The organism is Tsuneonella mangrovi, from assembly GCF_002269345.1.
GTDB lineage: Bacteria > Pseudomonadota > Alphaproteobacteria > Sphingomonadales > Sphingomonadaceae > Tsuneonella > Tsuneonella mangrovi.
This window is the reverse complement of sequence record NZ_CP022889.1, coordinates 416,785-438,569: the sequence shown is the minus strand read 5'-3', so window position 1 is coordinate 438,569 and position 21,785 is coordinate 416,785. Positions and strand designations below refer to the sequence as shown.

The following is a 21,785-nucleotide window of genomic DNA, read 5'->3' as shown; positions in this document are numbered from 1 at the left end:
TTAGACTTGGCGCCAAGTGCCCGCCATTGCGAGAGTTCGCAGTTATTCGGGAGCGCCCATGTCAGCCGCCAATATTGCCGAACTCGAACGCCGCCGCGATGCCGCCCGCTTGGGTGGTGGGCAGAAGCGCATCGATGCCCAGCACGCCAAGGGCAAGCTGACCGCGCGCGAACGGCTCGATGTCCTGCTCGACGAAGGCAGCTTTGAGGAGCTAGATATGTATGTCGAACACGACTGCGTCGATTTCGGTATGGAAACGCAGAAGATCCCCGGCGACGGCGTCGTCACCGGGAGCGGAACGATCAATGGCCGCCTGGTATATGTCTTCAGTCAGGACTTCACGGTGTTCGGCGGTTCGCTGTCCAAGCGCCATGCGGAGAAGATCTGCAAGGTGATGGACACCGCGATGAAGGTCGGCGCACCGGTGATCGGCCTCAATGACAGCGGCGGCGCGCGCATCCAGGAAGGCGTTGCATCACTCGGCGGCTATGCCGAAGTGTTCCAGCGCAACGTGCTTGCCAGCGGCGTGGTGCCGCAGATCAGCCTGATCATGGGGCCGTGCGCTGGCGGGGCGGTCTATTCCCCGGCGATGACCGACTTCATCTTCATGGTGAAAGACAGCTCGTACATGTTCGTTACCGGGCCGGACGTGGTAAAGACCGTCACCAATGAAGTCGTCACGCAAGAGGAACTGGGCGGGGCGATCACGCACACCACCAAGACCAGCGTCGCCGACGTCGCGTTCGAAAACGACATCGAAACGCTGCTCGCAACCCGCAATTTCTTCGACTACCTGCCGCTATCCAATCGCGAAGCGGTGCCCGAGCGGCCGACCGCCGACCCATGGGACCGGATCGAGGATAGCCTCGACACGCTGATCCCGGCCAACGCGAACCAGCCGTATGACATGCACGAAGTCATTCGCAAGACGCTGGACGAAGGCGATTTCTTCGAGATCCAGCCGGCCCATGCGGGCAACATCATTTGCGGTTTCGGTCGGGTCGAAGGGCGCACGGTGGGCGTCGTCGCCAACCAGCCGATGGTTCTTGCCGGGGTGCTAGACATCAATTCGTCGAAGAAGGCTGCGCGCTTCGTGCGGTTCTGCGACGCGTTCGATATCCCGATCGTAACCTTCGTCGATGTGCCCGGATTCCTGCCCGGCACCGCGCAGGAACTCGGCGGGATCATCAAGCATGGCGCGAAGCTGCTGTTCGCCTATGCCGAAGCGACCGTGCCCAAGATCACCGTGATCACGCGCAAGGCATACGGCGGGGCGTACGACGTGATGGCCTCGAAGCACTTGCGCGGCGATCTCAACTACGCCTGGCCGAGCGCGGAAATCGCCGTGATGGGCGCGAAGGGCGCGGTGGAGATCATCTTCCGCAAGGACATCGGCGATCCGGACAAGATCGCCGAGCGCACCAAGGAATACGAAGACCGCTTCGCCAACCCGTTCATCGCCGCCCAGCGCGGCTATATCGACGAAGTGATCTACCCACACTCGACCCGCCGGAGGATCGCGCTGGGACTGCGCAAGTTACGCGGCAAACAGCTCGAAAACCCGTGGAAGAAGCATGACAATATTCCGCTCTAAAATATTGCTTTTTATGGCGATATTGATCGGGAGTGGTACTGTATCTGGAATTTGGATTCACCAGAAAATGGAAGCAGATAACCACCTTAACTCGGCGATTGTGGGCGCTAGGTTCTGCGGGTTTCCGCTAGATCAGGTCAAGCTCGACACTACACCCGAGCGAGCTCCAGTCGGCCAGATTGCTCTCGGTGGGCAGATACTTGACTGCGAAAGTGGGAAAAAGAGCGCCAAACTCGAATGCCTCGAAAAGAAGTTGCGCGAAGCGAACATCCCATTTCGAGAGCCTGCTTACCGAGGTAATTGTACGTATGTCCCCCCAGTTCCGTGATTGGATCAATCCCTTATCGATGAGAAAGCAATGAAACTCGGACGTTTGAACCACATTGGCGTTGCCACGCCGTCGATCGAGGAATCGATCCGCTATTATCGCGACGTCATGGGCGCAACTTCGTTCCACAAGCCATTCGAGCTCGAAGCGCAAGGGGTGAAGGTTTGCTTCGTCGATACCCCGGGCCAGAACGGCACGCACGGCACGCAGATCGAACTGATCGAGCCGCTCGGCCCCGACAGCCCGATCGTAAATTTCCTCGAGAAGAACCCCTCGGGCGGCCAGCACCACGTCTGCTACGAGGTCGACGACATCGAGGAGGCGCGCAAATGGTTTGATGACATGGGCAAGCGCATCCTCGGCCCCACGCGGATCGGTGCGCACGGCACCCCGATCTTCTTCCTCCATCCCAAAGACATGATGGGGATGCTCACCGAGATCATGGAAACGCCCAAGGAAGGCGCGCACTGGTCGAACTGACCGCGCAGGGGACCACGCTATGACCGAAAAGCCGACCTACGACGACTGGAAGCCGCTGGCCGACAAGGAAGTGAAGGGGCGCGATCTCACCTGGCACACGCCGGAGGGGGTCGAGGTGAAGCCGCTCTACACCAGCGACGACACCGCGGCGCTGCCCGATCCGGGCGTGCCGGGCATCGCGCCGTTCACGCGCGGGCCGTATGCCTCGATGTATACCGGCCGTCCGTGGACCATCCGCCAGTATGCCGGGTTCTCGACCGCCGAGGAATCGAACGCGTTCTATCGCCGCAACCTGGCGATGGGGCAGAAAGGCCTCTCGGTCGCCTTCGACCTTGCCACCCACCGCGGCTACGACAGCGACCACCCGCGCGTGGTCGGCGATGTCGGCAAGGCGGGGGTCGCGATCGACACCGTGCGCGACATGGAAATCCTGTTCGACCAGATCCCGCTCGACCAGATGAGCGTCTCGATGACGATGAACGGCGCGGTGATCCCGGTAATGGCGTTCTACATCGTCGCGGCCGAGCGGCAGGGGGTGAGCCAGGACAAGCTCGCCGGGACCATCCAGAACGACATCCTCAAGGAGTTCATGGTCCGCAACACCTATATCTATCCGCCCGAGCCATCGATGCGGATTGTCAGCGACATCATCGCATATACCTCGGCCAACATGCCGAAATTCAACAGCATTTCGATCAGCGGCTATCACATGCACGAAGCCGGGGCGACGGCGGTGCAGGAACTTGCCTTCACCATCGCCGACGGCAAGGAATACGCTAGCCGAGCAATGGATGCCGGGCTCGATATCGATGCCTTCGCGCCGCGCCTCAGCTTCTTCTGGGGCATCGGCATGAACTTCTTCATGGAAGTCGCCAAGATGCGCGCCGCCCGTGCGCTGTGGCACGACGTGATGGATGGGCTTGGGGCGAAGAATCCCAAGTCCAAGATGCTGCGCACGCACTGCCAGACGAGCGGGGTGAGCTTGCAGGAGCAGGACCCCTACAACAACGTCATCCGCACCACGATCGAAGCGATGGCGGCGGTGCTGGGCGGCACGCAGTCGCTCCACACCAACGCGCTCGACGAAGCGATCGCACTGCCGACCGACTTCTCCGCCCGCATCGCCCGCAACACCCAGTTGGTGATCCAGGAGGAAAGCGGCATCTGCAATGTCGCCGATCCGCTGGGCGGAAGCTACTACGTCGAAAGCCTCACCGCTGCGCTGGTCGACGAAGCCCGCAAGCTGCTGGCCGAGGTCGAGGCAGCGGGCGGGATGACCGCCTACGTTGCCACCGGCAAGCCCAAGGCGGCGATCGAGGAAAGCGCGGCAGCCAAGCAGGCCAGCGTCGACCGGGGCGAGACGGTGATCGTCGGCGTCAACAAGTATCGCAAGGCCGAGGAAGACCCGATCGAAACGCTCGAGGTCGACAACCATGCAGTGCGCGATGCGCAGATCGCCCGGATCAAGCGGGTGCGCGAGGAACGCGACGAGGCCGCGTGCCAGGCCGCGCTCAAGGCACTGACCGAAGCGGCGTCTGTCGACGTGAAGACGCACCGTGCGGCGCTCGACAATCCCTACGACGAGCGCGGGGTGCCGCTGCCTCCCAAGGTGATCGCGGAGATGGAGCGGCTCGGCAACGTCAACCTGCTCGCCCGCGCGGTCGAGGCGGCGCGCTGCGACGCGACGCTGGGCGAGATTTCCGCTGCGATGGAAGAAGCCTTCGGCCGCTACGACACCATGCCCAAGCCGGTGAAGGGCATCTATGCCGCCGCCTACGCGGGTGACAGCCGTTATGCGCAGGTTGTCGAGGGCGTGGCTGCGGTCGAGCGGCGGCTCGGACGCAAGCCGCGGCTGATGGTCGCCAAGATGGGGCAGGACGGGCACGATCGCGGCGCGAACGTGATCGCCAGCGCGTTTGCCGACATGGGCTTCGACGTGGTCAGTGGCCCGCTGTTCCAGACGCCGGAGGAAACCCGCGACATGGCGCTCGCCGAAGGGGTCGATGCGATCGGTGCGAGCAGCCTCGCCGCCGGGCACAAGACGCTGATCCCCGAACTGATCGACCTCCTGCGTGAAGCGGGGCGGGCGGATATCAAGGTCGTTGCCGGCGGAGTGATCCCGCCGCAGGACTACGATTTCCTCAAGCGCGCCGGGGTGCAGGGCATCTACGGCCCAGGCTCGAACGTGGTCGAATGCGCAGCGGATATGTTGCGCCTGCTGGGCCACAATATGCCGCCTGCGGGTGATGAACTGGAGGCGGCGGAGTGAAGCTTGTCGCCCCCATCCTTGTTGCATTGCTGCTGTCTGGGTGTGGGAAGCAGCATGTCTGGCAAGGATGGGTCTATCCCGACGGCTCCGAGCCAAGCAATTCCAAGCAGATCGGGACCTTCAGGTCGCTCGATAGCTGCCGCAATGCGGCACATGCCGAACTCGCGAAATTGTCAAAGCAGAAAAATGGGCAGTTGCTGAGTGGGGACTACGAATGCGGATTGAATTGCAAACCTGCCGGCAACGGACTGAATTTCTGTGAAGACACGGAGCACTAAGCAAAAATGAGTTCCCAAATCCGCACCGACTGGACGCGCGAGGAAATCGCGGAGCTGTTCGCGCTTCCCTTTACCGAGCTGCTGTTTCGCGCGGCCACGGTCCATCGCGAATTTCATCCGCCGGAGCAGGTGCAGCTCTGCACGCTGCTCAGCATCAAGACCGGCGGGTGCGAGGAAGATTGCGGCTATTGCGCGCAGTCTGCGCACCACGACACTGGCCTCAAGGCGTCGAAGCTGATGGACGCGCAGGAAGTGCTCCAGCGCGCAGCACAGGCGAAGGATGCGGGCAGCCAGCGGTTTTGCATGGGTGCCGCCTGGCGCAATCCCAAGGATCGCGACATGCCCAAGATCGTCGAGATCGTGAAGGGCGTGCGGGCGATGGGGCTGGAAACCTGCATGACGCTGGGGATGCTGACCCCGAGACAGGCCGATCAGCTCGCCGAGGCCGGGCTCGACTACTACAACCACAACATCGACAGCAGCCCGGAGTATTACGAGCGCGTGATCTCCACCCGCACGATGGAGGACCGGCTCGATACGCTGGGCAATGTCCGCAGCGCGGGCATCAATGTCTGTTCGGGCGGGATCATCGGCATGGGTGAAACGCGCGAGGACCGAGTGGGCTTCGTCCATACGCTCGCGACCCTGCCACAACATCCCGAAAGCGTGCCGGTCAACGCACTGGTGCCGGTGAAAGGTACACCTCTGGGCGATATGCTGGCCGATACGCCGCTGGCGAAGATCGACGATATCGAGTTCGTCCGCACCGTGGCGGTGGCGCGGATCACGATGCCGCTCAGCATGGTGCGCCTCTCCGCCGGGCGCGAGTCCATGAGCGAGGCGGCCCAGGCGCTGTGCTTCCTCGCCGGAGCGAACTCGATTTTCACCGGCGACAAGCTGCTCACCACCCCCAACGCGGGTGACGACAGCGACGCCGCGCTGTTCGCCAAGTTGGGGCTGACCGCGCTCAAGGGCGAGGAGCCGATGCGGGCTGGTCGGGAAGTGGAGGTGGTGGGGTGATTTGGGGTGCCTTCCTTTCATGCGCAGGACTTGGCTTGCTTTGGTATCTTGTGCGGTTGCTCTGGGTGGCCAAGACACGGGACTATGTAATGGCGCTCACCAATCCGTTTCGGGATACGATCGAGACTCCACAATTTCGGACTGAAAATCCCGGCAAATTCTGGGCAAACGTGGTCGTAGCAATTTTCTTGCTTCCGATTGCAGCAGGTGGGCTGGCAATCGGCGCATCCGAATTGTTGACCGCACTTCAGCAGCAAGGTTTCTGAATGTTCAAAAAAATCCTCATCGCCAACCGCGGCGAGATCGCTTGCCGGGTCATCAAGACCGCCCGCCGGATGGGCATCAAGACGGTCGCCGTCTATTCGGATGCCGATGCGCGTGCGCCATTCGTGCAGATGGCGGACGAGGCGGTGCATCTCGGCCCGCCGCCTGCTGCCGAAAGCTACTTGCTGGCGGACAAGATCATCCAGGCGTGCAAGGACACCGGGGCCGAGGCTGTCCATCCGGGCTACGGCTTCCTCTCCGAACGTGCGAGCTTCGTCGAGGCGCTGGACGCGGAGGGGATCGCCTTCATCGGCCCGCCCGCCAATGCCATCGCTGCGATGGGTGACAAGATCGAGAGCAAGAAGCTCGCCAAGGCGGCAGGGGTCAACACCGTGCCCGGCTCCGAAGATGCGATCGATACCACCGAAGAGGCGCTGAAGGTCTCGAACGAGATCGGTTATCCGGTGATGATGAAGGCCAGCGCGGGCGGCGGCGGAAAGGGCATGCGCCTCGCTTGGAATGACAAGGATGTCGAGGAAGGCTTCGAGGCAACCAAGCGCGAAGGGCTGAACTCGTTCGGCGACGATCGCGTGTTCATCGAGAAGTTCATCGAGGATCCGCGCCACATTGAAATCCAGGTGCTCGGCGACAAGCACGGCAACATCCTCTACCTCAACGAGCGCGAATGCAGCATCCAGCGCCGTCACCAGAAAGTGGTCGAAGAAGCCCCGAGCCCCTTCGTCACGCCCAAGATGCGCAAGGCGATGGGCGAGCAGGCCGTCGCGCTATCGCGGGCCGTGGGGTACTTCAGCGCGGGCACGGTCGAACTGATCGTCTCCGGTGCGGATCCGACCGGCGAAAGCTTTTACTTCCTCGAAATGAACACCCGCCTGCAGGTGGAGCATCCCGTTACCGAAGCGATCACCGGGATCGACCTCGTCGAGCAGATGATCCGCGTCGCGGCCGGCGAGAAACTGCCGTTCACGCAGGACGACATCGGCATCGACGGTTGGGCGATCGAAAACCGCGTCTATGCCGAAGACCCCTATCGCGGCTTCCTGCCGAGCATCGGGCGGCTCGTGCGTTACCAGCCGCCGGTCGAAGGCTGGACCGATGATGGCTCGGCAAACGGGCGGCGCGGGGTTGATGGCGTGCGCGTCGACGATGGCGTGTTCGAAGGCGGCGAGGTGTCGATGTTCTACGACCCGATGATCGCCAAGCTGGTCACCTGGGGCGAGACGCGCGACGAAGCGGCGGACAAGCAGGTTCACGCGCTCGACGCGTTCCGCCTGGAAGGGCTGGGCCACAACGTCGATTTCCTCAGCGCGATCATGCAGCACCCGCGCTTCCGCGCCGGGGAACTCACCACGGGCTTCATCGCCGAGGAATACCCCGACGGGTTCGAAGGCGCGCCTGCAACAGAGCAATTAACCGGGGTGCTGGCGGCAGTCGGCGGCGTGATCGCGACGCTCGATGCCGACCGCGCGCGGCGCATCGACGGTCAGCTCGACGGCTCGATGCCGCCCCCAGGCGACTGGTCGGTGACGATCGCCGGTTCGGACTATGCCGTGAGCCTCGAAGAAAACGCGATTACCGTGAACGGCGATCCCGTGGCGATCGAAATGGCGTACACCCCCGGCGAACGCTTCGTCGAGGTTGCGCTATTTGCCGATGCGGACGACGATGATGCGGAGCCGATCGACACCTTCGGGCTTCAGCTTGAGCCGACCCGAACCGGTTATGCAATCACGACGCGTGGGGCGAGGCACGCATTGCGGATACTCCCCGCGCACGTCGCGCCGCTTGCTTCCCACATGATCGAGAAGGTGCCGCCGGACCTTTCGAAGCTGCTGATCTGTCCAATGCCGGGCCTGCTGGTCGCGCTACACGTGGGCGAGGGGGACGAGGTCCAGCCCGGTCAGCCACTCGCAACCGTCGAAGCGATGAAGATGGAAAACATCCTGCGCGCCGAAAAGACCGCCAAGGTAGCCAAGATCAACGCTGCGCAGGGCGACAGCCTCGCGGTCGACGAAGTCATCCTCGAGCTCGAATAATGCACGTCACCCACGATCCTTCTGCACCAGCTGCACCCGAAATCGCGTTCGACGATTTCCTCAAGGTCGATATCCGCATCGGTACGATCGTGGCGGCAGAGGAGTTTCCCGAGGCACGGAGGCCATCCTACCGGCTGAAGATCGATTTTGGCCCGGTGATCGGCTTGAAGAAGAGCTGTGCCCAAATCGCCGCCAACTACGACATCGGCGAGCTTCCCGGGCGGCAGGTCGCCGCGGTGGTCAACTTCCCGCCAAGGCAGATCGGGCCGGCAATGTCCGAAGTGCTCACGCTGGGATTTGCCGACCAGGCCGGAGAGGTTGTGTTGTTCGCACCGGACGTAAAAGTGCCCGATGGATCGCGATTGTTTTAGACAGCGATCATAAAGAAACATTTCCGCACGAAGCTGTGTCGAAATGACCCTATCGTGGTTACCGCGCTTGGTGCGAATCAGCGGTTCACACTAAATTCACAGGCGAAATTGCGAAGTGACCATGCTCCGCCCCGGGGCACGAGAGTCGCCGTGCGGGTCCGGATACACACGATGGAGGTGTTTCATGGCGCACAAGGGTATCGGATTTTTCGACAATCGCGGACAGTTCTTCAAGGTGCCCGAGGACGCGGCACTGAGCGACCTGTGCGCGCTGCTCGGCAAGATCGGCGAAGGTGACAGCCTGGCACCGGGCATAGCCCATTTGATGCTCGAGAAGCGGGTCGAAATCGAACGGATCTTTGCCGAACTCGACCAGATGCGTGAGAGCGTCACGCTGGCCGACAGCAACGTCACGCCTATCGACGGAAAGCGCGATCGCCTGATCAGCTGACGCCTGCCTGACCGCGCAGCAAACCGCTACATCGGGGCGGGACTGGCTATGCGGCCCCGTGAAGCAAGTGTCGCGACAAGAACAGCTTGAACAGCACGAACGCCTCGACGAAGCCGAGATAACCCAACCCTTTCGGGTGGCCCAGGAAGGCGCGGTCGTCGCGAACGACCGATTCGACCGTTTCGGGCTCTACTTCAGGCGCGGCTTCGGCAACCGACATGGATCCCCCCGTGTTGTTCTGGTTTCAGGTGAGACCGGTTAGCCAGGTTTCCGCGAGGTGTCAGGCAAATTGTAGCTCTTCGTCGAGGAACGCGGCGACATCGTCGAGTGCGACGTCGCGCTTCACCACTGCCTTGCCGATTCCATCGAGCAGAATGAACGGCAAAGTCCCTGCGTCCATCTTCTTATCGTGCCGCATGTGAGCAACAAGCTTTGCGCCATCGCAGGCAAGTTCCAGCTCTCCGATCCGCGCGGGCAACCCGGCAAGCGAGACCGCGCGCTCGACCGCATCGGCATCGTCGTTGCCGATCATCCCGAGCCGTGCCGAATAACGCGCAGCCATCACCATCCCCAGCGCCACCGCTTCGCCGTGCAGCAAGCGATCGGAAAAACCGGTCTCGGCCTCGAGCGCGTGTCCGAAAGTATGCCCGAGATTGAGCAAGGCGCGTCGCCCGCTGGTTTCGCGTTCGTCCTCCGCGACGATCCGCGCCTTTGCTGCAACGCTGACAGCCACTGCGTGTTCGAGCGGCGCGTGGTCGAGCGACAGTACTTCCGCCGAATGATCGCCCAGCCAGTCAAAGAATTCGCGGTCGCCCAGCACGCCGTACTTGAGCACTTCGGCATAGCCCGCGCGCAGCTCGCGAACCGGCAACGTTGCCAGCGTCCCGAGGTCAGCCAGGACCAGCGATGGCTGGTGGAATGCGCCGACGAGGTTCTTGCCCATCTTGGTGTTGATCGCGGTCTTGCCGCCAACCGAGCTGTCGACCTGCGCCAGCAATGTCGTCGGCAGTTGGACGAACCCACAGCCGCGCTTGAGTATCGCAGAGGCAAATCCGGTCAGGTCGCCCACCACGCCGCCGCCAAAGGCGAACACATGATCGCCGCGCTCGACTTCCTTTTCGAGCAGCCATTCGGTCAGCTTGGCGAGGCTGGACCAGCTCTTGGAAGCCTCTCCGGGTGCGACGAGATACCACGCCACATCGCGGCCGACTTCCATCAATGCACTCTCGAGCCGCCGTCCGTGCAACTCGTAGGCCCGCTCGTCCGCAACCACGCAGACCTGCGGTTTGCGGATAAAATCCGCCGCAAGTCGCGCCGCACCGTCGAGCAGGTTGTAGCCGACATGGACGGAATATTCCCGCCCCGCCAGTTCGACTGGAATCACAGCCATCGATCGATTGCCTCGAGTATCGCCATCGCCGTATCGTGTTGCGGCCCGTCCGAGCTCGTGACCCGGATCGGTGCTTGGCTGTAGAATGGCTCGCGTTCACGATAGAGGCGAGTGAGAATTTCTTGGGGGTTCCCGTCCTTGAGCAGCGGGCGGGTGTCCCGGCGGCTCGTCCGTTCGACCAGCGTTTCGATCTCGCAATCGATCCACACCGCAATCGCCTGGTCGAGAATCAGTGCACGGGTCTCGTCGTTGATAAACGCTCCACCGCCGGTCGCGATCACCCCGTGCGCTTCGTCGACCAGTCGGGCGATCACGCGGCGCTCCCCGTCGCGGAAATAGGCTTCGCCGAATTGTTCGAAGATCTCGGGGATCGTCATCGCCGCGGCTTCTTCAATCTCCTGGTCCGCATCGCGGAAGTCCGAATTGAGCAGCCCGGCCAGCTTGCGCCCGACGGTCGACTTGCCCACGCCCATCAGGCCGACAAGCACGATCGGTCGATCGATCCGGTTGGCAATCGCGGCAATCTCGGCCTTGCCCGGGGTGGAGGGTTCGGGATGCATTGCCGCTCCGCCTATAGATGGGCTAGGGCTGGCGCAACCACCGACGGGTGCGAGCGCAGTAAGGTAAAGGGTTGCACACAAGTGCAGGCAAGCAGGAAACGAATGGTGTGGGTTGCGGGGGCGATTGCCGCCGCTGTGCTGGCATATGCGTGGGTCGATGGCGGTGAGCAACCGCTCCAGCAGATAGTGCAATCCGTGCCTGTGCCGGGTGAAGCATCGTGAAGCGCGCGCTCGCCCTCGGCGTTGGTGCCGGCCTGCTGGCGCTGGTTTCGGCCCTTGCGGCGGCGCAGGAAGCACCCGAATCGTTGCTCCCGCCCGGATTCGACGAGCCGAAGCCGACCCCTACACCAAAGGCGCAGCCACGCCCGGTTGCGCCAGCCGTGAGACCGACCCAGGGACCGGCAACGGTTTCGTCCGCACCGGCAACCTCGGCCAGCCCGGTTGTTCAACCGGTTCCGGGCAACGGCGATACCAACGGCAGCCTGCTCACTCCTGAAGATCTCGCGCGGCTTGCCAGCGGGAAGTTGCCGAGCCTCGACGAACTCGAGGCGATGTCTCCGGACCAGCTTGATGAAATATTCGGACTGAAGCCAAAGGTGGATATTCCTTCGGCCGCGCGGCGCTCGATGGCGGAAGTTGGGGTATTGGCACCGAGTGAAGGCGGCCTGCCGACCCAGTCGCTCGCCAATCAGTCGGCGCAGCTGGTGAGAGCAGCGATCGAAGGCAACAAGGGGCCGATGGTTTCGCGCTGGGGCCATATTATATTGCGCCGGGCGCTGGCGAGCCGCCTTGCTGCCCCGAAAGCAATGGACCCCGCCGAATTCGCGGCAATGCGGATTGCGCTGCTCGACAGGATGGGCGAATTCGCCGCTGCGCGCGCTGTGGCGCAGGATGTCGACACCGCGAACTGGACTCCCGATCTTACGAATGCGGCGATCAAAGCTTATGTCGGAACCGCCGATATTGTGGGTGCATGCCCTGCGGTCGAACTGCAGAGCTCGCGGCGCAAGGACGGCGAATGGCAAATGCTCCAGGCGATTTGCAACGCCTATTCCGGAGAGGCTTTGGCCGCCCGAAACGAGCTTAGGGGCATCAGGTTTCGCGGTGGGGCTGATCCGATCGACGTTTTCCTCGCGGAAAGGTTCGCCGGGGCCGCTGGAGAACAGCGATCTGCCGTCACAATCGAGTGGGACGGCGTCACCAAGCTGACCCCATGGCGATTTGCGTTGGCCAATGCTGTGGGTGAGGAGATTCCGCAACGGCTGCTTGATGGTGCCGGGGCGTATTACCAGCAGGCAACCGCGACCGCGCCGATGCTCGGGCTTCCGGCGCGGATTGCAGCGGCCGATCTCGCAGGACGTCAGGGAATTCTCTCGGCTCGGGCGATGATCGATCTCTATTCCCAACTCCATACCGATGACGGGACCGATCAGGACAGCGATGCGGCCGGGGCGGCGAGAATGCTGCGACAGGCTTATGTCGGGGCGGACGCCGACACCCGGTTGCAGGCGATCAAGACGCTGTGGGGCTCGAGTAGCTCGATCGATTACGCCCGCCTTGTCCTGACGGCCTATGCCGCGGCGCGGATGGACCCCAGCGAAAATTACGCCGACGATGCCGCCCCGCTGCTCGCCTCGATGCTGACTGCCGGGCTCGACCGCAACGCGCAGCGCTGGGGTGGCGTGGTGCAGGAGGGTACCGAGGCGTGGGCTTTGCTGGTCACCTCAGCGCCGCAATACAACGGCCAGGTCGAGCCGGCTTCGGTCAGCACGTTCGCAGACAAGGATTCGAGCTCAGGTAATCGCAAGGCGAAGTTCCTGCTGGCAGGCCTTGCCGGGCTCGGTCGAATCGACCGGCAGGCAGCAACTTCGCTCGCGAAAGATCTCGACATTGACCTCTACACACCAACCAAGTGGAGCGGGCTGATCGACAAGGCGGCTGCGGTCCGCAACCAGGAACTCGTCGCACTTCTGGCGGGTGTCGGAATGCAAGGCAGCGGGTGGAACCAGATGACCCCGCGCGCGCTCTACCATATCGTATCGGCGCTCGACCGCGTGGGCCTTTCGGCCGAGGCGCGAATGATTGCGGCAGAGGCCGTCGCACGGGGCTGATGACGGCCCGGATCGACGAGTTTCTCGCCATGCTCGCCGCCGAGCGGGGAGCCGCGGCCAATACCCTTTCAGCCTATCGCCGCGATCTTGAACATGCCGGCGAAGTGGTTGGCGATCTCGCGGGTGCCGATCGCAACGATCTCGCCCGCCTGGGGCAGGCGTGGAGCGGTCTCTCCCCATCCACCGTAGCGCGCAAAGCCTCCGCCCTGCGCCAATTCTACGGTTTCCTCGTGGACGAGGGCGTGCGCACCGACGACCCGAGCGCTGCGTTGCCGCGCCCGGCGACCCGCCGACCTTTGCCCAAGATTCTTGGGCATGCACAAGTCGAGGCCTTGTTGACGAGGGCGGAGCAAGAAACTGCCGATGGCAAACCGCACACCGCGCGAATGCTTGCGTTGCTGGAAATGCTTTACGGCTCCGGTTTGCGCGCGACCGAGCTGGTGTCGTTGCCGCTTTCCGCCGTTCCGCGCGACGCGCCCTTCCTGACTGTGACCGGGAAGGGCGGACAGGCACGGATGGTCCCCGTCAGCCAACGCGCGCAAGCGGCGCTCGCCAAGTGGATCGCGGTCAGGCCCGAGGGGCGGTTCCTGTTTCCCTCGCGCGGCGGCAAACACTTATCGCGCGTGCGCCTTTTCCAATTGCTGAAGGAACTTGCAGTGCGCGCAGGGCTGCCGCCGGAGAAGGTCAGTCCGCACGTGCTGCGCCACGCGTTCGCGACGCATTTGCTCGAGGGCGGGGCGGACTTGCGTGTGCTGCAGACCCTGCTCGGTCACGCCGATATCGCGACCACGCAGATCTATACCCACGTCGATTCGGCGCGGCTCGTCGCGCTGGTCAACGAACGCCACCCGCTTGCACGCGCTCGCGAAGCGGGTTAGCGCCGCGCACAATGATTGCCTATCTCGACTTCGAAAAGCCGGTCGCGCAGCTTGATGCGCGGATCGAGGAGCTGCGGGCCGCTTCCAGCAGCGACGACGTGGATATTTCCGGCGAGCTTGCCCGACTTGAAACCAAGAGCGCGGACTTGCTCGCGAGCACCTATGCGGCGCTGTCTCCGTGGCAGAAGACGCAGGTCGCACGCCATCCCAAGCGACCGCATTTCCGCGACTATGTCGCCTTTGCATTCGACGATTTCGTGCCGCTCGGGGGTGACCGCCTTTACGGCGATGACCAGGCGATCATGGGCGGGCTAGCGACGCTCAATGGTCGCAAGGTCGTGCTGATCGGGCACGAGAAGGGGCACGACACCGAATCGCGTATTCGCCACAACTTCGGGATGGGAAAGCCCGAAGGGTACCGCAAGGCGATCCGCCTGATGGAACTGGCGGGCCGGTTCGGCCTACCGCTGGTTACGCTGGTCGACACCTCGGGGGCGTTTCCCGGGATCGAGGCAGAGGAGCGCGGGCAGGCCGAAGCAATCGCCCGTTCGACCGAGGCGTGCCTCGCGCTGCCGGTGCCGATGGTCTCCGCCATCGTCGGCGAGGGCGGCTCTGGCGGCGCGGTTGCACTCGCCAGTGCAGAGCGGGTTCTGATGTTCGAACACGCGGTCTATTCGGTGATTTCGCCCGAGGGCTGCGCGTCGATCTTGTGGCGCACCGCGGAAAAGGCACCCGATGCGGCTGAAGCGATGAAGGTGACCGCGCAGAACCTTGAACGGCTCGGAGTGATCGACCGGATCGTTCCGGAACCGATCGGCGGCGCGCATCGCGACCCGGAAAGTGCGGCCAAAGCGCTGGGCGAGGCAATCGGCGAAGAGCTCGACGCGCTGGTGGGCTTGCCGGCCGACGCGCTGCGTCGCCTGCGCGAAGAGCGATTCCTGACAATCGGCGGGAACTGAATTTCGCTGCCGGGAACGATCGGCATAGGCCGACGATTGGAAGAATGGAGAGAGACAACCGGCGTCGGCGGTGGGGCCAGCGCGCATAATCTGGGGAGACTTATGCCGAAATACCGCACGAATCGCGTGCCTGCGGGCACGATGACCATGGCGCTTGCCGCGCTTTCGCTAACCGGATGCGCGACGATGGGTGGCCCGATCCCGAGCGCATCGACACCAATCACTGCAGCCGAAGCGCAACAGGGCGCGGAAGCAAACCAGCAGATCCTCGACCAGTTCGGCGGCGCGATGAGCGGGCCACAAGCCGCCTATATCGCACAAGTTGGCCAGAACATCGCCGTCCAGTCGGGGTTGGGCGATACGCGATCGAGTTTTCACGTCGCGACGCTCAACAGCTCGGTCAACAACGCATTCGCCATCCCCGGCGGGTACATCTACACCACCCGGCAACTCGTGAACCTCATGAACAACGAGGCAGAACTGGCGGCAGTGCTCGGTCACGAAGTGGCGCACGTCGCTGCGCGGCACTCGCAGCGCCGCCAACAAACCGCGACACAGAATTCGCTACTCGGTGCGCTCGGGTCGGTGTTGGCCGGGGCCGTTCTCGGCAACAGCCAACTGGGGCAACTCGCCAGCCAGGCGAGCCAGCAGTTGTCGCAGGCTTTCACGCTCAAGTTCTCGCGCAGCCAGGAACTGGAAGCCGACACCCTCGGGCAGCAGTATCTGGTGAAGGCGGGATACGATCCGCACGCAATGGCAACTTTGCTGACAGATCTCGCCGCGCAGAATGCGCTCGACGCACAGCTACAAGGTCGCAGCAACGCGACGATCCCCGAATGGGCCTCGACCCATCCCGATCCGGCAAGTCGCGTGGCAGCTGCGCTCCAGCGGGCGGGCACGGCGACCGGGCGGACGGATCGAGACCTGTTCCTCAGCCGCATCGATGGGCTGCTCTATGGGGACGATCCGGCACAAGGGGTGATCGAAGGAAGCGCGTTCATCCAGCCGGCTCTCAAGCTGACATTTTCCGCACCGAGCGGGTTCTACATGGTCAATGGGACCCAGGCCGTTTCGATCAACGGCCAGAGCGGGCAAGCGCAATTCAGCTACGCGCCTTACAGCGGCAACCTGGACAGTTATGTGCGGCAAGTGTTCGCGAACGTCAGCCAGCAGCAGAAGGTGGTACCCGCGAGCGTCGAGCGCGCGACGGTCAACGGGCTGGCGGCGGCTTACGGGACGGCGCGTGCCAACACCAGCGGCGGGCAAGTCGATGTAACGGTATTCGCTTACGAGTTTGCGCCCAATCGCGCTTATCACTTCGTAACGGTAACCAAGGCTGGCGGAGCAGGGGTGTTCAACCCGATGTTTCGTTCGTTTCGCAAGATCAGCGATGCGGAAGCGCGGGGCGTGGTTCCGCGCAAGATCGCCGTGGTGACGGTTGGTTCGCGCGACACCGTGCAGTCGTTAGCTGCGCGGATGGCCTACACTAACGCACAAGAGCAACGTTTCCGCGTTCTCAACGGGCTCTCTTCGAGCGATCGGGTCACGCCGGGTCAGAAGGTGAAGATCGTCGTCCGCGCGAGCTAAGCGCGCACATACCGATCGCGCATAAGAAAAGGGCGGCGGAATCGCTTCCACCGCCCAAATCTTTTTGCGTATCTTGCGATTAGCAGGCGGTCTTCGCCTGAGCGTTCGCGAGACAGGTCGAAACACCACCGAAGGTGCTGCTCAGCTGGTTGCCGAGGCCCTGCATGGCGGCGATCGCAGCAACGGCGATCAGAGCGGCAATCAGGCCGTATTCGATCGCGGTCGCGCCGTCTTCGTCACGGATGAGCTTGTTGATGAACTGCATTAGTCGTCTCCTGGTTTCAGTCTTCGCTACCCGACCCGGCCCAAACCCAAATTGGTAACCGGGACATTCGTGGACTACGCAGCGGGTGTTGATAAATTCCTAACAGCGCAGTCATTTGTTGATGGCTGTCTTCACGTCCGTGGTGATGCGGTTCCACATTCCGATCGTCTCGTTTCCGAAAACCTGGACCGCGCCCACCATGGCGAGAAATACCATCGAGAGTATCAGGCCATATTCGATGGCAGTCGCACCCGCTTCATCGCGGACGAACCGAAAGAGTATGTTGCTCATTGCGGATACTGCCCCTGCGTCCATAAACTCTGATACGAACCGGATTTTGCGTCCCGATCAGTTAAGAAATGGTTTCGGAGGGTGCTTCGATTGGAAAATAATCCGACATCTCTGACCGTAGTCGCGGGGTTGATGCGCGATGGCCAGGGCCGTTTCCTGCTGCAGCGCCGCCCCGATCACAAGCAACATGGCGGCCTGTGGGAATTCCCCGGTGGAAAGGTCGAGGCCGGTGAAACCTCGCAGGCTGCGCTGGTCAGAGAACTTAACGAGGAGTTGAGGATCCTGGTCCGGGAGGAAGCGCTTGCCGAGATTGCAGCGGCGGAAGGTGCCGACGAAGGTGCCAACCGCGCGATCGTCATAAAGCTTTACAAAGTGAGCGCGTGGGTTGGGGCGCCTCGACCAGATCCCGATGCAAAAATTGGTTGGTTCGCAGCCTCGGAAGTATCCTCTCTGCCGATGCCGCCGCTCGATATGGCGCTGCTGGCACAATTGCCGGCCTAAAGGGATTGCCAAGGCGGAACTGCCCCCCTATGTGGCGCCCTCCAAGCGCGCCCGTAGCTCAGCTGGATAGAGTACCTGACTACGAATCAGGTGGTCGGAGGTTCGAATCCTTCCGGGCGCGCCAACAAAGCCCATCCCTTTTCGTGAGGGGTGGGCTTTGTTGGTTTTGGCCTGCGTTCTGGTCGCGATGCCCTTGCCCAACGTGACCCGAAGCCCCAAGTAGCCAGCCAAATCGATGGGGCCAGCCTGGCTGTGCCCGGGAACACGTTTGGGGAATTGGAAGCGATGCACGATCACGATGAGGCAAACGGCACCAACGGCAAGATCGACGTTCCCGACGATGTGCAGGACGCGATCCGAACGCTGATTCGATGGGCGGGCGACGATCCACAGCGCGAGGGTCTGCTCGACACCCCAAAGCGCGTCGGGCGTGCATGGAAGGAATATTGTCAGGGCTACCTTGAAGACCCGGCGAGCCACCTGTCGCGCCAGTTCGAGGAGGTCGGCGGCTACGACGAGCTCGTCTTGCTAAAGGACATTCCGTTCCAGTCGCACTGCGAACATCACATGGCGCCGATCACCGGCAAGGCAGCGATCGCCTACATGCCGCGCGACCGAGTGGTCGGGATTTCGAAGCTTGCCCGGGTCCTTCACGGGTATGCGCGCCGGTTGCAGATTCAGGAACGTCTCACGGCTGAAGTCGCAAAGTGTATCTGGGACAACCTCAATCCGCACGGCGTCGCGGTGGTGATTGAAGCCGAACACGGCTGCATGACCGGTCGCGGTGTGCGCACCCCCGGCGTGGGCATGGTCACGAGCCGCCTGTTCGGTTGTTTTCTCGATGACCAGCGCAGCCGCAAGGAAGTGCTTAGCCTGATGGGCTACGGCTGATCGGACAAGGCCCGGAGGTACATTAATGGCACGCGCATTCGAGCTGGCAATGACTGCCGAGGACCTTTCCGCGTTTTTCCGGCAGGCGTTCCCCGGCGATCCTCAGCGCAATTTCGAATTCGAAGCGTTCGAACCCGGGTTTCTTCGCATCAAGATGGTGCCTGACGTGACGATGCTGCGACCGGGTGACCTGGTTTCGGGTCCGACGCAGATGGGCTTGGCGGACCGGGCTGCCTATGCGGTGATTCTTGCACATATCGGCCCGGTCGCGATGGCCGTGACCAGCAATCTCAATATGAGCTTCCTGCGCGGAGTGCAGAAAGAGCCGGTGTTTGCCGACGCCATTCTGCTCAAGCTCGGGCGCAAGCTGGCCACCGTCGACGTGCGGCTGTGGCAAGGCAGCGAACAGCACATCGTGGCGCAGGCGACAGTCACGTACGCCATTCCTTGAGGCGGAATCGAAAGCCCGCCGACGCCACCGCCGACGGGCCTTCCTTCAATTCTGGATAAATCGGTTCAGAGCTGGCCGAGCATGTGCTCTGCGCTGGAGACCTTGAAGTCGCCGGGCTCTTCGACATTGATTTCGGTGACCACGCCATCGTCGACGATCATCGAGAAGCGCTGGCCGCGTTTGCCCATGCCGAAACCCGAGCCATCCATCGTCAGGCCCAGTGCCTCGGCAAAGTCGCCGTTGCCATCGGCCAGCATGGTGATGTCGTCCGAGCCGGCGGCCTTGTTCCATGCGCTCATCACGAACGCATCGTTGACTGCGGTGCCGACAATCTCGTCGACTCCCTTGGCCTTTAGCTCGGCTGCCTTGTCGACAAAGCCCGGCAGGTGCTTGGCCGAACAAGTCGGGGTGAAAGCACCGGGAACGGAAAACAGCGCAACCTTCTTGCCCTTGAAATAATCGCTGCTCTGGACCGCTTCGGGTCCATTGTCCGTCGCCTTGACCAGCCTCACGTCCGGCAGTTTGTCACCCTTGGCAATTGTCATTGCATCGCTCCTTGCTGTGCATTCTGGATCTGCCTCGGGATATAGGCTCGCGTTCATGCGCTACAACCGCAATTGTGATGAAGCGCCAATTGCAAGAGCGAGATTGCTCAACTGCGAATTGTCCTGTTGGCGCGCGCACCGACGTAGTAAATTTCGCTTTACTTTCGGTGTTTAAGATCGGGTAAATCTCTCGGTCCAGCATCGGCTCCAGCAGGCACATGGGATCGCCTGCAGGGGAGCAAATCGATGAGGACAGGAACACTAGGTCTCGCATTGGTGGCGACGGCGGGAATGATGATGCCGCAAACAGCCGCGGCAGAAACCGCGCATGAGGCGCGCCAGCTGCGTAGCCTCGATATCATGTTGATGGTCAGTTCGCTCCGTTGCCGCATGGGGCCCGACAATTTCCAGGCCGACTACCAACGCTTTACTTCGCGCCATATCGGCATGCTCAACTCGGCCGGGCATGTGCTACAGGCCGATCTCAATCGCCGTTACGGAACGACGCGTGGCCGCGCCGCGTTCGATCGATTGAGCGTCGGGATGGCCAACAAATACGGCAGGGGCCACCCGTGGATGAGCTGCATGGAGCTCAAGTCCGCAACCCGCGATTTGGCGCAGACAGCGCCCAACGATCGCGCGAGCCTGCTCGCAGCTGCGGACACGATGCTCGCTGACAATCCTTCCAAAGGGACCCAGCTCGCGCTCGGTCACTAAGTCCCGGCCGGGTTGCGCACCGCGCCCGTTTGCGTTCACAGCATCGAGCGCCTAAGGGCGGCACCGAACGGGGTGTCGCCCTTTTTGGTTCGCGCGACGTATTACCCTGCTTTGATCGATGTGAAGGATTATTTTGTGAGCGAATTCAACGATTACGTCATCAAGGACATTGCCCTTGCGGACTATGGCCGGGCAGAAATTGCGATCGCCGAGACCGAAATGCCGGGCTTGATGGCGCTGCGCGAGGAATACGGCAGCTCGCAGCCCCTGAAGGGCGCACGGATCACCGGCTCGCTCCACATGACGATCCAGACGGCGGTACTGATAGAAACGCTCGTTGCACTCGGGGCCGAAGTGCGCTGGGCGACTTGCAACATTTTCTCGACGCAGGACCACGCTGCGGCGGCGATTGCCGCGCAGGGTATCCCGGTTTTCGCAATCAAGGGCGAAAGCCTCGCGGATTATTGGGACTATGTCGGCAGGATCTTCGATTGGGGTGACGACACCGCCAACATGATCCTCGACGATGGCGGCGACGCGACGATGTTCGCATTGTGGGGCGCACGGCTCGAAGCGGGCGAAGAGCTGCCCGAACCTGCCAACGCCGAGGAGATCGAGTTCCAGCGTGCGCTCAAGGCTTTCGTCAAAGCGAAGCCGGGATACCTGCTGAAGTCCGTCGCCAACATTCGCGGCGTGTCGGAAGAGACCACCACCGGCGTCCATCGGCTCTACCACATCGCCAAGAACGGCAAGCTGCCGTTCCCGGCGATCAATGTGAACGACAGCGTGACCAAGTCGAAGTTCGACAACCTCTATGGCTGCCGCGAATCGCTGGTTGACGCGATCCGCCGCGCAACCGACGTGATGCTCAGCGGCAAAGTTGCGTGCGTTGCGGGTTACGGCGACGTCGGCAAAGGCAGTGCGCAGTCGCTGCGCAATGGCGGCGCGCGGGTGCTGGTGACCGAAATCGACCCGATCTGCGCGCTGCAAGCGGCTATGGAAGGCTATGAGGTTGTGACGATGGAAGACGCGGTCACTCGCGCCGATATCTTCGTGACCACGACCGGCAACGAGGACGTAATCACTGCCGAGCACATGAAGGCGATGAAGCCGATGGCGATCGTTGCCAATATCGGCCACTTCGATTCCGAGATCCAGATCAGCGCGCTCGACAACTACGAATGGACTGAGCTCAAGCCGGGCACCGACCTGGTGAAGTTCCCCGACGGCAAGGAAATCATCGTGCTGGCCAAGGGGCGCCTGGTGAACCTCGCCTGCGCGACTGGCCACCCGAGTTTCGTGATGAGCTGCTCGTTCACCAACCAGACGCTCGCGCAGATCGAGCTGTGGGCAAATTCGGACGCCTACAAGAACGATGTGTACGTCCTGCCCAAGCACCTCGACGAAAAGGTCGCGGCACTTCACCTCGACAAGCTCGGCGTCAAACTCACCAAGCTGAGCCAGGAGCAGGCGGACTACATCGGTGTGCCGGTGAACGGACCGTTCAAGCCGGACCATTACCGCTACTGA

Annotated in this window: 24 protein-coding genes and 1 tRNA gene; 19 read left to right on the top strand and 6 right to left on the bottom strand. The window is 62.4% G+C overall.

Annotated features, from left to right (window positions below):
- Window positions 1–58 precede the first annotated feature (58 nt).
- From CJO11_RS02110 to CJO11_RS02065, 9 genes are all read left to right on the top strand, one after another.
- A complete protein-coding gene (locus CJO11_RS02110) occupies window positions 59–1,594 on the top strand; it encodes an acyl-CoA carboxylase subunit beta (RefSeq protein WP_095011229.1) in 1,536 nt (511 codons plus the stop codon).
- Window positions 1,595–1,952: 358 nt separating this feature from the next.
- Window positions 1,953–2,402, top strand: coding sequence for a methylmalonyl-CoA epimerase (gene mce, locus CJO11_RS02100; protein ID WP_095011227.1), 450 nt, complete (start codon window positions 1,953–1,955; stop codon window positions 2,400–2,402).
- A gap of 19 nt (window positions 2,403–2,421) precedes the next feature.
- Window positions 2,422–4,671, top strand: a complete 2,250-nt coding sequence (scpA, locus tag CJO11_RS02095) for a methylmalonyl-CoA mutase (RefSeq protein WP_095011226.1) — start codon at window positions 2,422–2,424, stop codon at window positions 4,669–4,671.
- The gene (locus CJO11_RS02090; RefSeq protein ID WP_095011225.1) at window positions 4,668–4,949 is read left to right on the top strand and encodes a hypothetical protein; all 282 of its coding nucleotides are present in this window, start codon (window positions 4,668–4,670) and stop codon (window positions 4,947–4,949) included. Before scpA ends, CJO11_RS02090 begins: the two co-directional genes overlap by 4 nt.
- A 6-nt stretch (window positions 4,950–4,955) precedes the next feature.
- Entirely contained in the window at window positions 4,956–5,969 is a 1,014-nt protein-coding gene (gene bioB, locus CJO11_RS02085) for a biotin synthase BioB (protein WP_095011224.1), read from the top strand.
- A gap of 89 nt (window positions 5,970–6,058) precedes the next feature.
- Entirely contained in the window at window positions 6,059–6,235 is a 177-nt protein-coding gene (locus tag CJO11_RS02080) for a hypothetical protein (protein WP_169829118.1), read from the top strand.
- Window positions 6,236–8,287, top strand: coding sequence for an acetyl-CoA carboxylase biotin carboxylase subunit (locus CJO11_RS02075; RefSeq protein ID WP_095011222.1), 2,052 nt, complete (start codon window positions 6,236–6,238; stop codon window positions 8,285–8,287).
- Window positions 8,287–8,658, top strand: coding sequence for a tRNA-binding protein (locus CJO11_RS02070; RefSeq protein WP_095011221.1), 372 nt, complete (start codon window positions 8,287–8,289; stop codon window positions 8,656–8,658). Before CJO11_RS02075 ends, CJO11_RS02070 begins: the two co-directional genes overlap by 1 nt.
- A gap of 184 nt (window positions 8,659–8,842) precedes the next feature.
- Window positions 8,843–9,109 carry a hypothetical protein gene (locus tag CJO11_RS02065; RefSeq protein WP_205651088.1) on the top strand — a complete coding sequence of 89 codons (267 nt, stop codon included), beginning with the start codon at window positions 8,843–8,845 and terminating at the stop codon, window positions 9,107–9,109.
- A 46-nt stretch (window positions 9,110–9,155) separates the two neighbouring features.
- Here CJO11_RS02065 and CJO11_RS13250 read toward each other — a convergent pair whose 3' ends face one another.
- From CJO11_RS13250 to CJO11_RS02055, 3 genes are read right to left on the bottom strand one after another with little or no spacing between them, the layout of a single operon-like run.
- Entirely contained in the window at window positions 9,156–9,329 is a 174-nt protein-coding gene (locus tag CJO11_RS13250; protein WP_169829099.1) for a hypothetical protein, read from the bottom strand.
- Window positions 9,330–9,389: 60 nt separating this feature from the next.
- Window positions 9,390–10,499, bottom strand: a complete 1,110-nt coding sequence (gene aroB / locus CJO11_RS02060; protein WP_095011220.1) for a 3-dehydroquinate synthase — start codon at window positions 10,497–10,499, stop codon at window positions 9,390–9,392.
- Window positions 10,490–11,059, bottom strand: a complete 570-nt coding sequence (locus CJO11_RS02055; RefSeq protein WP_095011219.1) for a shikimate kinase — start codon at window positions 11,057–11,059, stop codon at window positions 10,490–10,492. Before CJO11_RS02055 ends, aroB begins: the two co-directional genes overlap by 10 nt.
- A gap of 218 nt (window positions 11,060–11,277) precedes the next feature.
- On the opposite strand from CJO11_RS02055, the gene CJO11_RS02050 reads away from it, so the two are divergent.
- The 4 genes from CJO11_RS02050 to CJO11_RS02035 all read left to right on the top strand — a co-directional run bounded on the left by CJO11_RS02050 (window position 11,278) and on the right by CJO11_RS02035 (window position 16,594).
- On the top strand, window positions 11,278–13,170 hold the full coding sequence (locus CJO11_RS02050; protein WP_095011218.1) for a hypothetical protein: 1,893 nt from the start codon (window positions 11,278–11,280) through the stop codon (window positions 13,168–13,170).
- Window positions 13,170–14,048, top strand: a complete 879-nt coding sequence (locus CJO11_RS02045; protein ID WP_095011217.1) for a tyrosine recombinase — start codon at window positions 13,170–13,172, stop codon at window positions 14,046–14,048. Before CJO11_RS02050 ends, CJO11_RS02045 begins: the two co-directional genes overlap by 1 nt.
- An 11-nt stretch (window positions 14,049–14,059) precedes the next feature.
- Window positions 14,060–15,007 carry an acetyl-CoA carboxylase carboxyltransferase subunit alpha gene (locus tag CJO11_RS02040; RefSeq protein ID WP_095011216.1) on the top strand — a complete coding sequence of 316 codons (948 nt, stop codon included), beginning with the start codon at window positions 14,060–14,062 and terminating at the stop codon, window positions 15,005–15,007.
- A gap of 141 nt (window positions 15,008–15,148) precedes the next feature.
- Entirely contained in the window at window positions 15,149–16,594 is a 1,446-nt protein-coding gene (locus CJO11_RS02035; RefSeq protein ID WP_095011215.1) for a M48 family metalloprotease, read from the top strand.
- A 79-nt stretch (window positions 16,595–16,673) separates the two neighbouring features.
- Here CJO11_RS02035 and CJO11_RS02030 read toward each other — a convergent pair whose 3' ends face one another.
- Window positions 16,674–16,859 carry a Flp family type IVb pilin gene (locus CJO11_RS02030; RefSeq protein WP_095011214.1) on the bottom strand — a complete coding sequence of 62 codons (186 nt, stop codon included), beginning with the start codon at window positions 16,857–16,859 and terminating at the stop codon, window positions 16,674–16,676.
- A gap of 111 nt (window positions 16,860–16,970) precedes the next feature.
- On the bottom strand, window positions 16,971–17,150 hold the full coding sequence (locus CJO11_RS02025) for a Flp family type IVb pilin (protein WP_095011213.1): 180 nt from the start codon (window positions 17,148–17,150) through the stop codon (window positions 16,971–16,973).
- Window positions 17,151–17,240: 90 nt separating this feature from the next.
- On the opposite strand from CJO11_RS02025, the gene CJO11_RS02020 reads away from it, so the two are divergent.
- From CJO11_RS02020 to CJO11_RS02005, 4 genes are all read left to right on the top strand, one after another.
- A complete protein-coding gene (locus CJO11_RS02020; RefSeq protein WP_240504521.1) occupies window positions 17,241–17,651 on the top strand; it encodes a (deoxy)nucleoside triphosphate pyrophosphohydrolase in 411 nt (136 codons plus the stop codon).
- Between the two features lie 47 nt (window positions 17,652–17,698).
- Window positions 17,699–17,775: transfer RNA gene (locus tag CJO11_RS02015), tRNA-Arg, on the top strand.
- Between the two features lie 161 nt (window positions 17,776–17,936).
- Entirely contained in the window at window positions 17,937–18,542 is a 606-nt protein-coding gene (gene folE / locus CJO11_RS02010; protein WP_095011211.1) for a GTP cyclohydrolase I FolE, read from the top strand.
- A gap of 25 nt (window positions 18,543–18,567) precedes the next feature.
- Window positions 18,568–18,993, top strand: coding sequence for a PaaI family thioesterase (locus CJO11_RS02005; RefSeq protein WP_205651087.1), 426 nt, complete (start codon window positions 18,568–18,570; stop codon window positions 18,991–18,993).
- 65 nt (window positions 18,994–19,058) lie between these two features.
- On the opposite strand, the gene CJO11_RS02000 is transcribed toward CJO11_RS02005, so the two are convergent.
- A complete protein-coding gene (locus CJO11_RS02000; protein WP_095013157.1) occupies window positions 19,059–19,538 on the bottom strand; it encodes a peroxiredoxin in 480 nt (159 codons plus the stop codon).
- A 246-nt stretch (window positions 19,539–19,784) separates the two neighbouring features.
- Here CJO11_RS02000 and CJO11_RS01995 point away from each other — a divergent pair, with 246 nt between their 5' ends.
- Together CJO11_RS01995 and ahcY are read left to right on the top strand one after the other, a co-directional pair.
- On the top strand, window positions 19,785–20,255 hold the full coding sequence (locus CJO11_RS01995) for an S-adenosyl-L-homocysteine hydrolase (protein WP_150124959.1): 471 nt from the start codon (window positions 19,785–19,787) through the stop codon (window positions 20,253–20,255).
- Window positions 20,256–20,390: 135 nt separating this feature from the next.
- Window positions 20,391–21,785 carry an adenosylhomocysteinase gene (gene ahcY, locus CJO11_RS01990; RefSeq protein ID WP_095013156.1) on the top strand — a complete coding sequence of 465 codons (1,395 nt, stop codon included), beginning with the start codon at window positions 20,391–20,393 and terminating at the stop codon, window positions 21,783–21,785.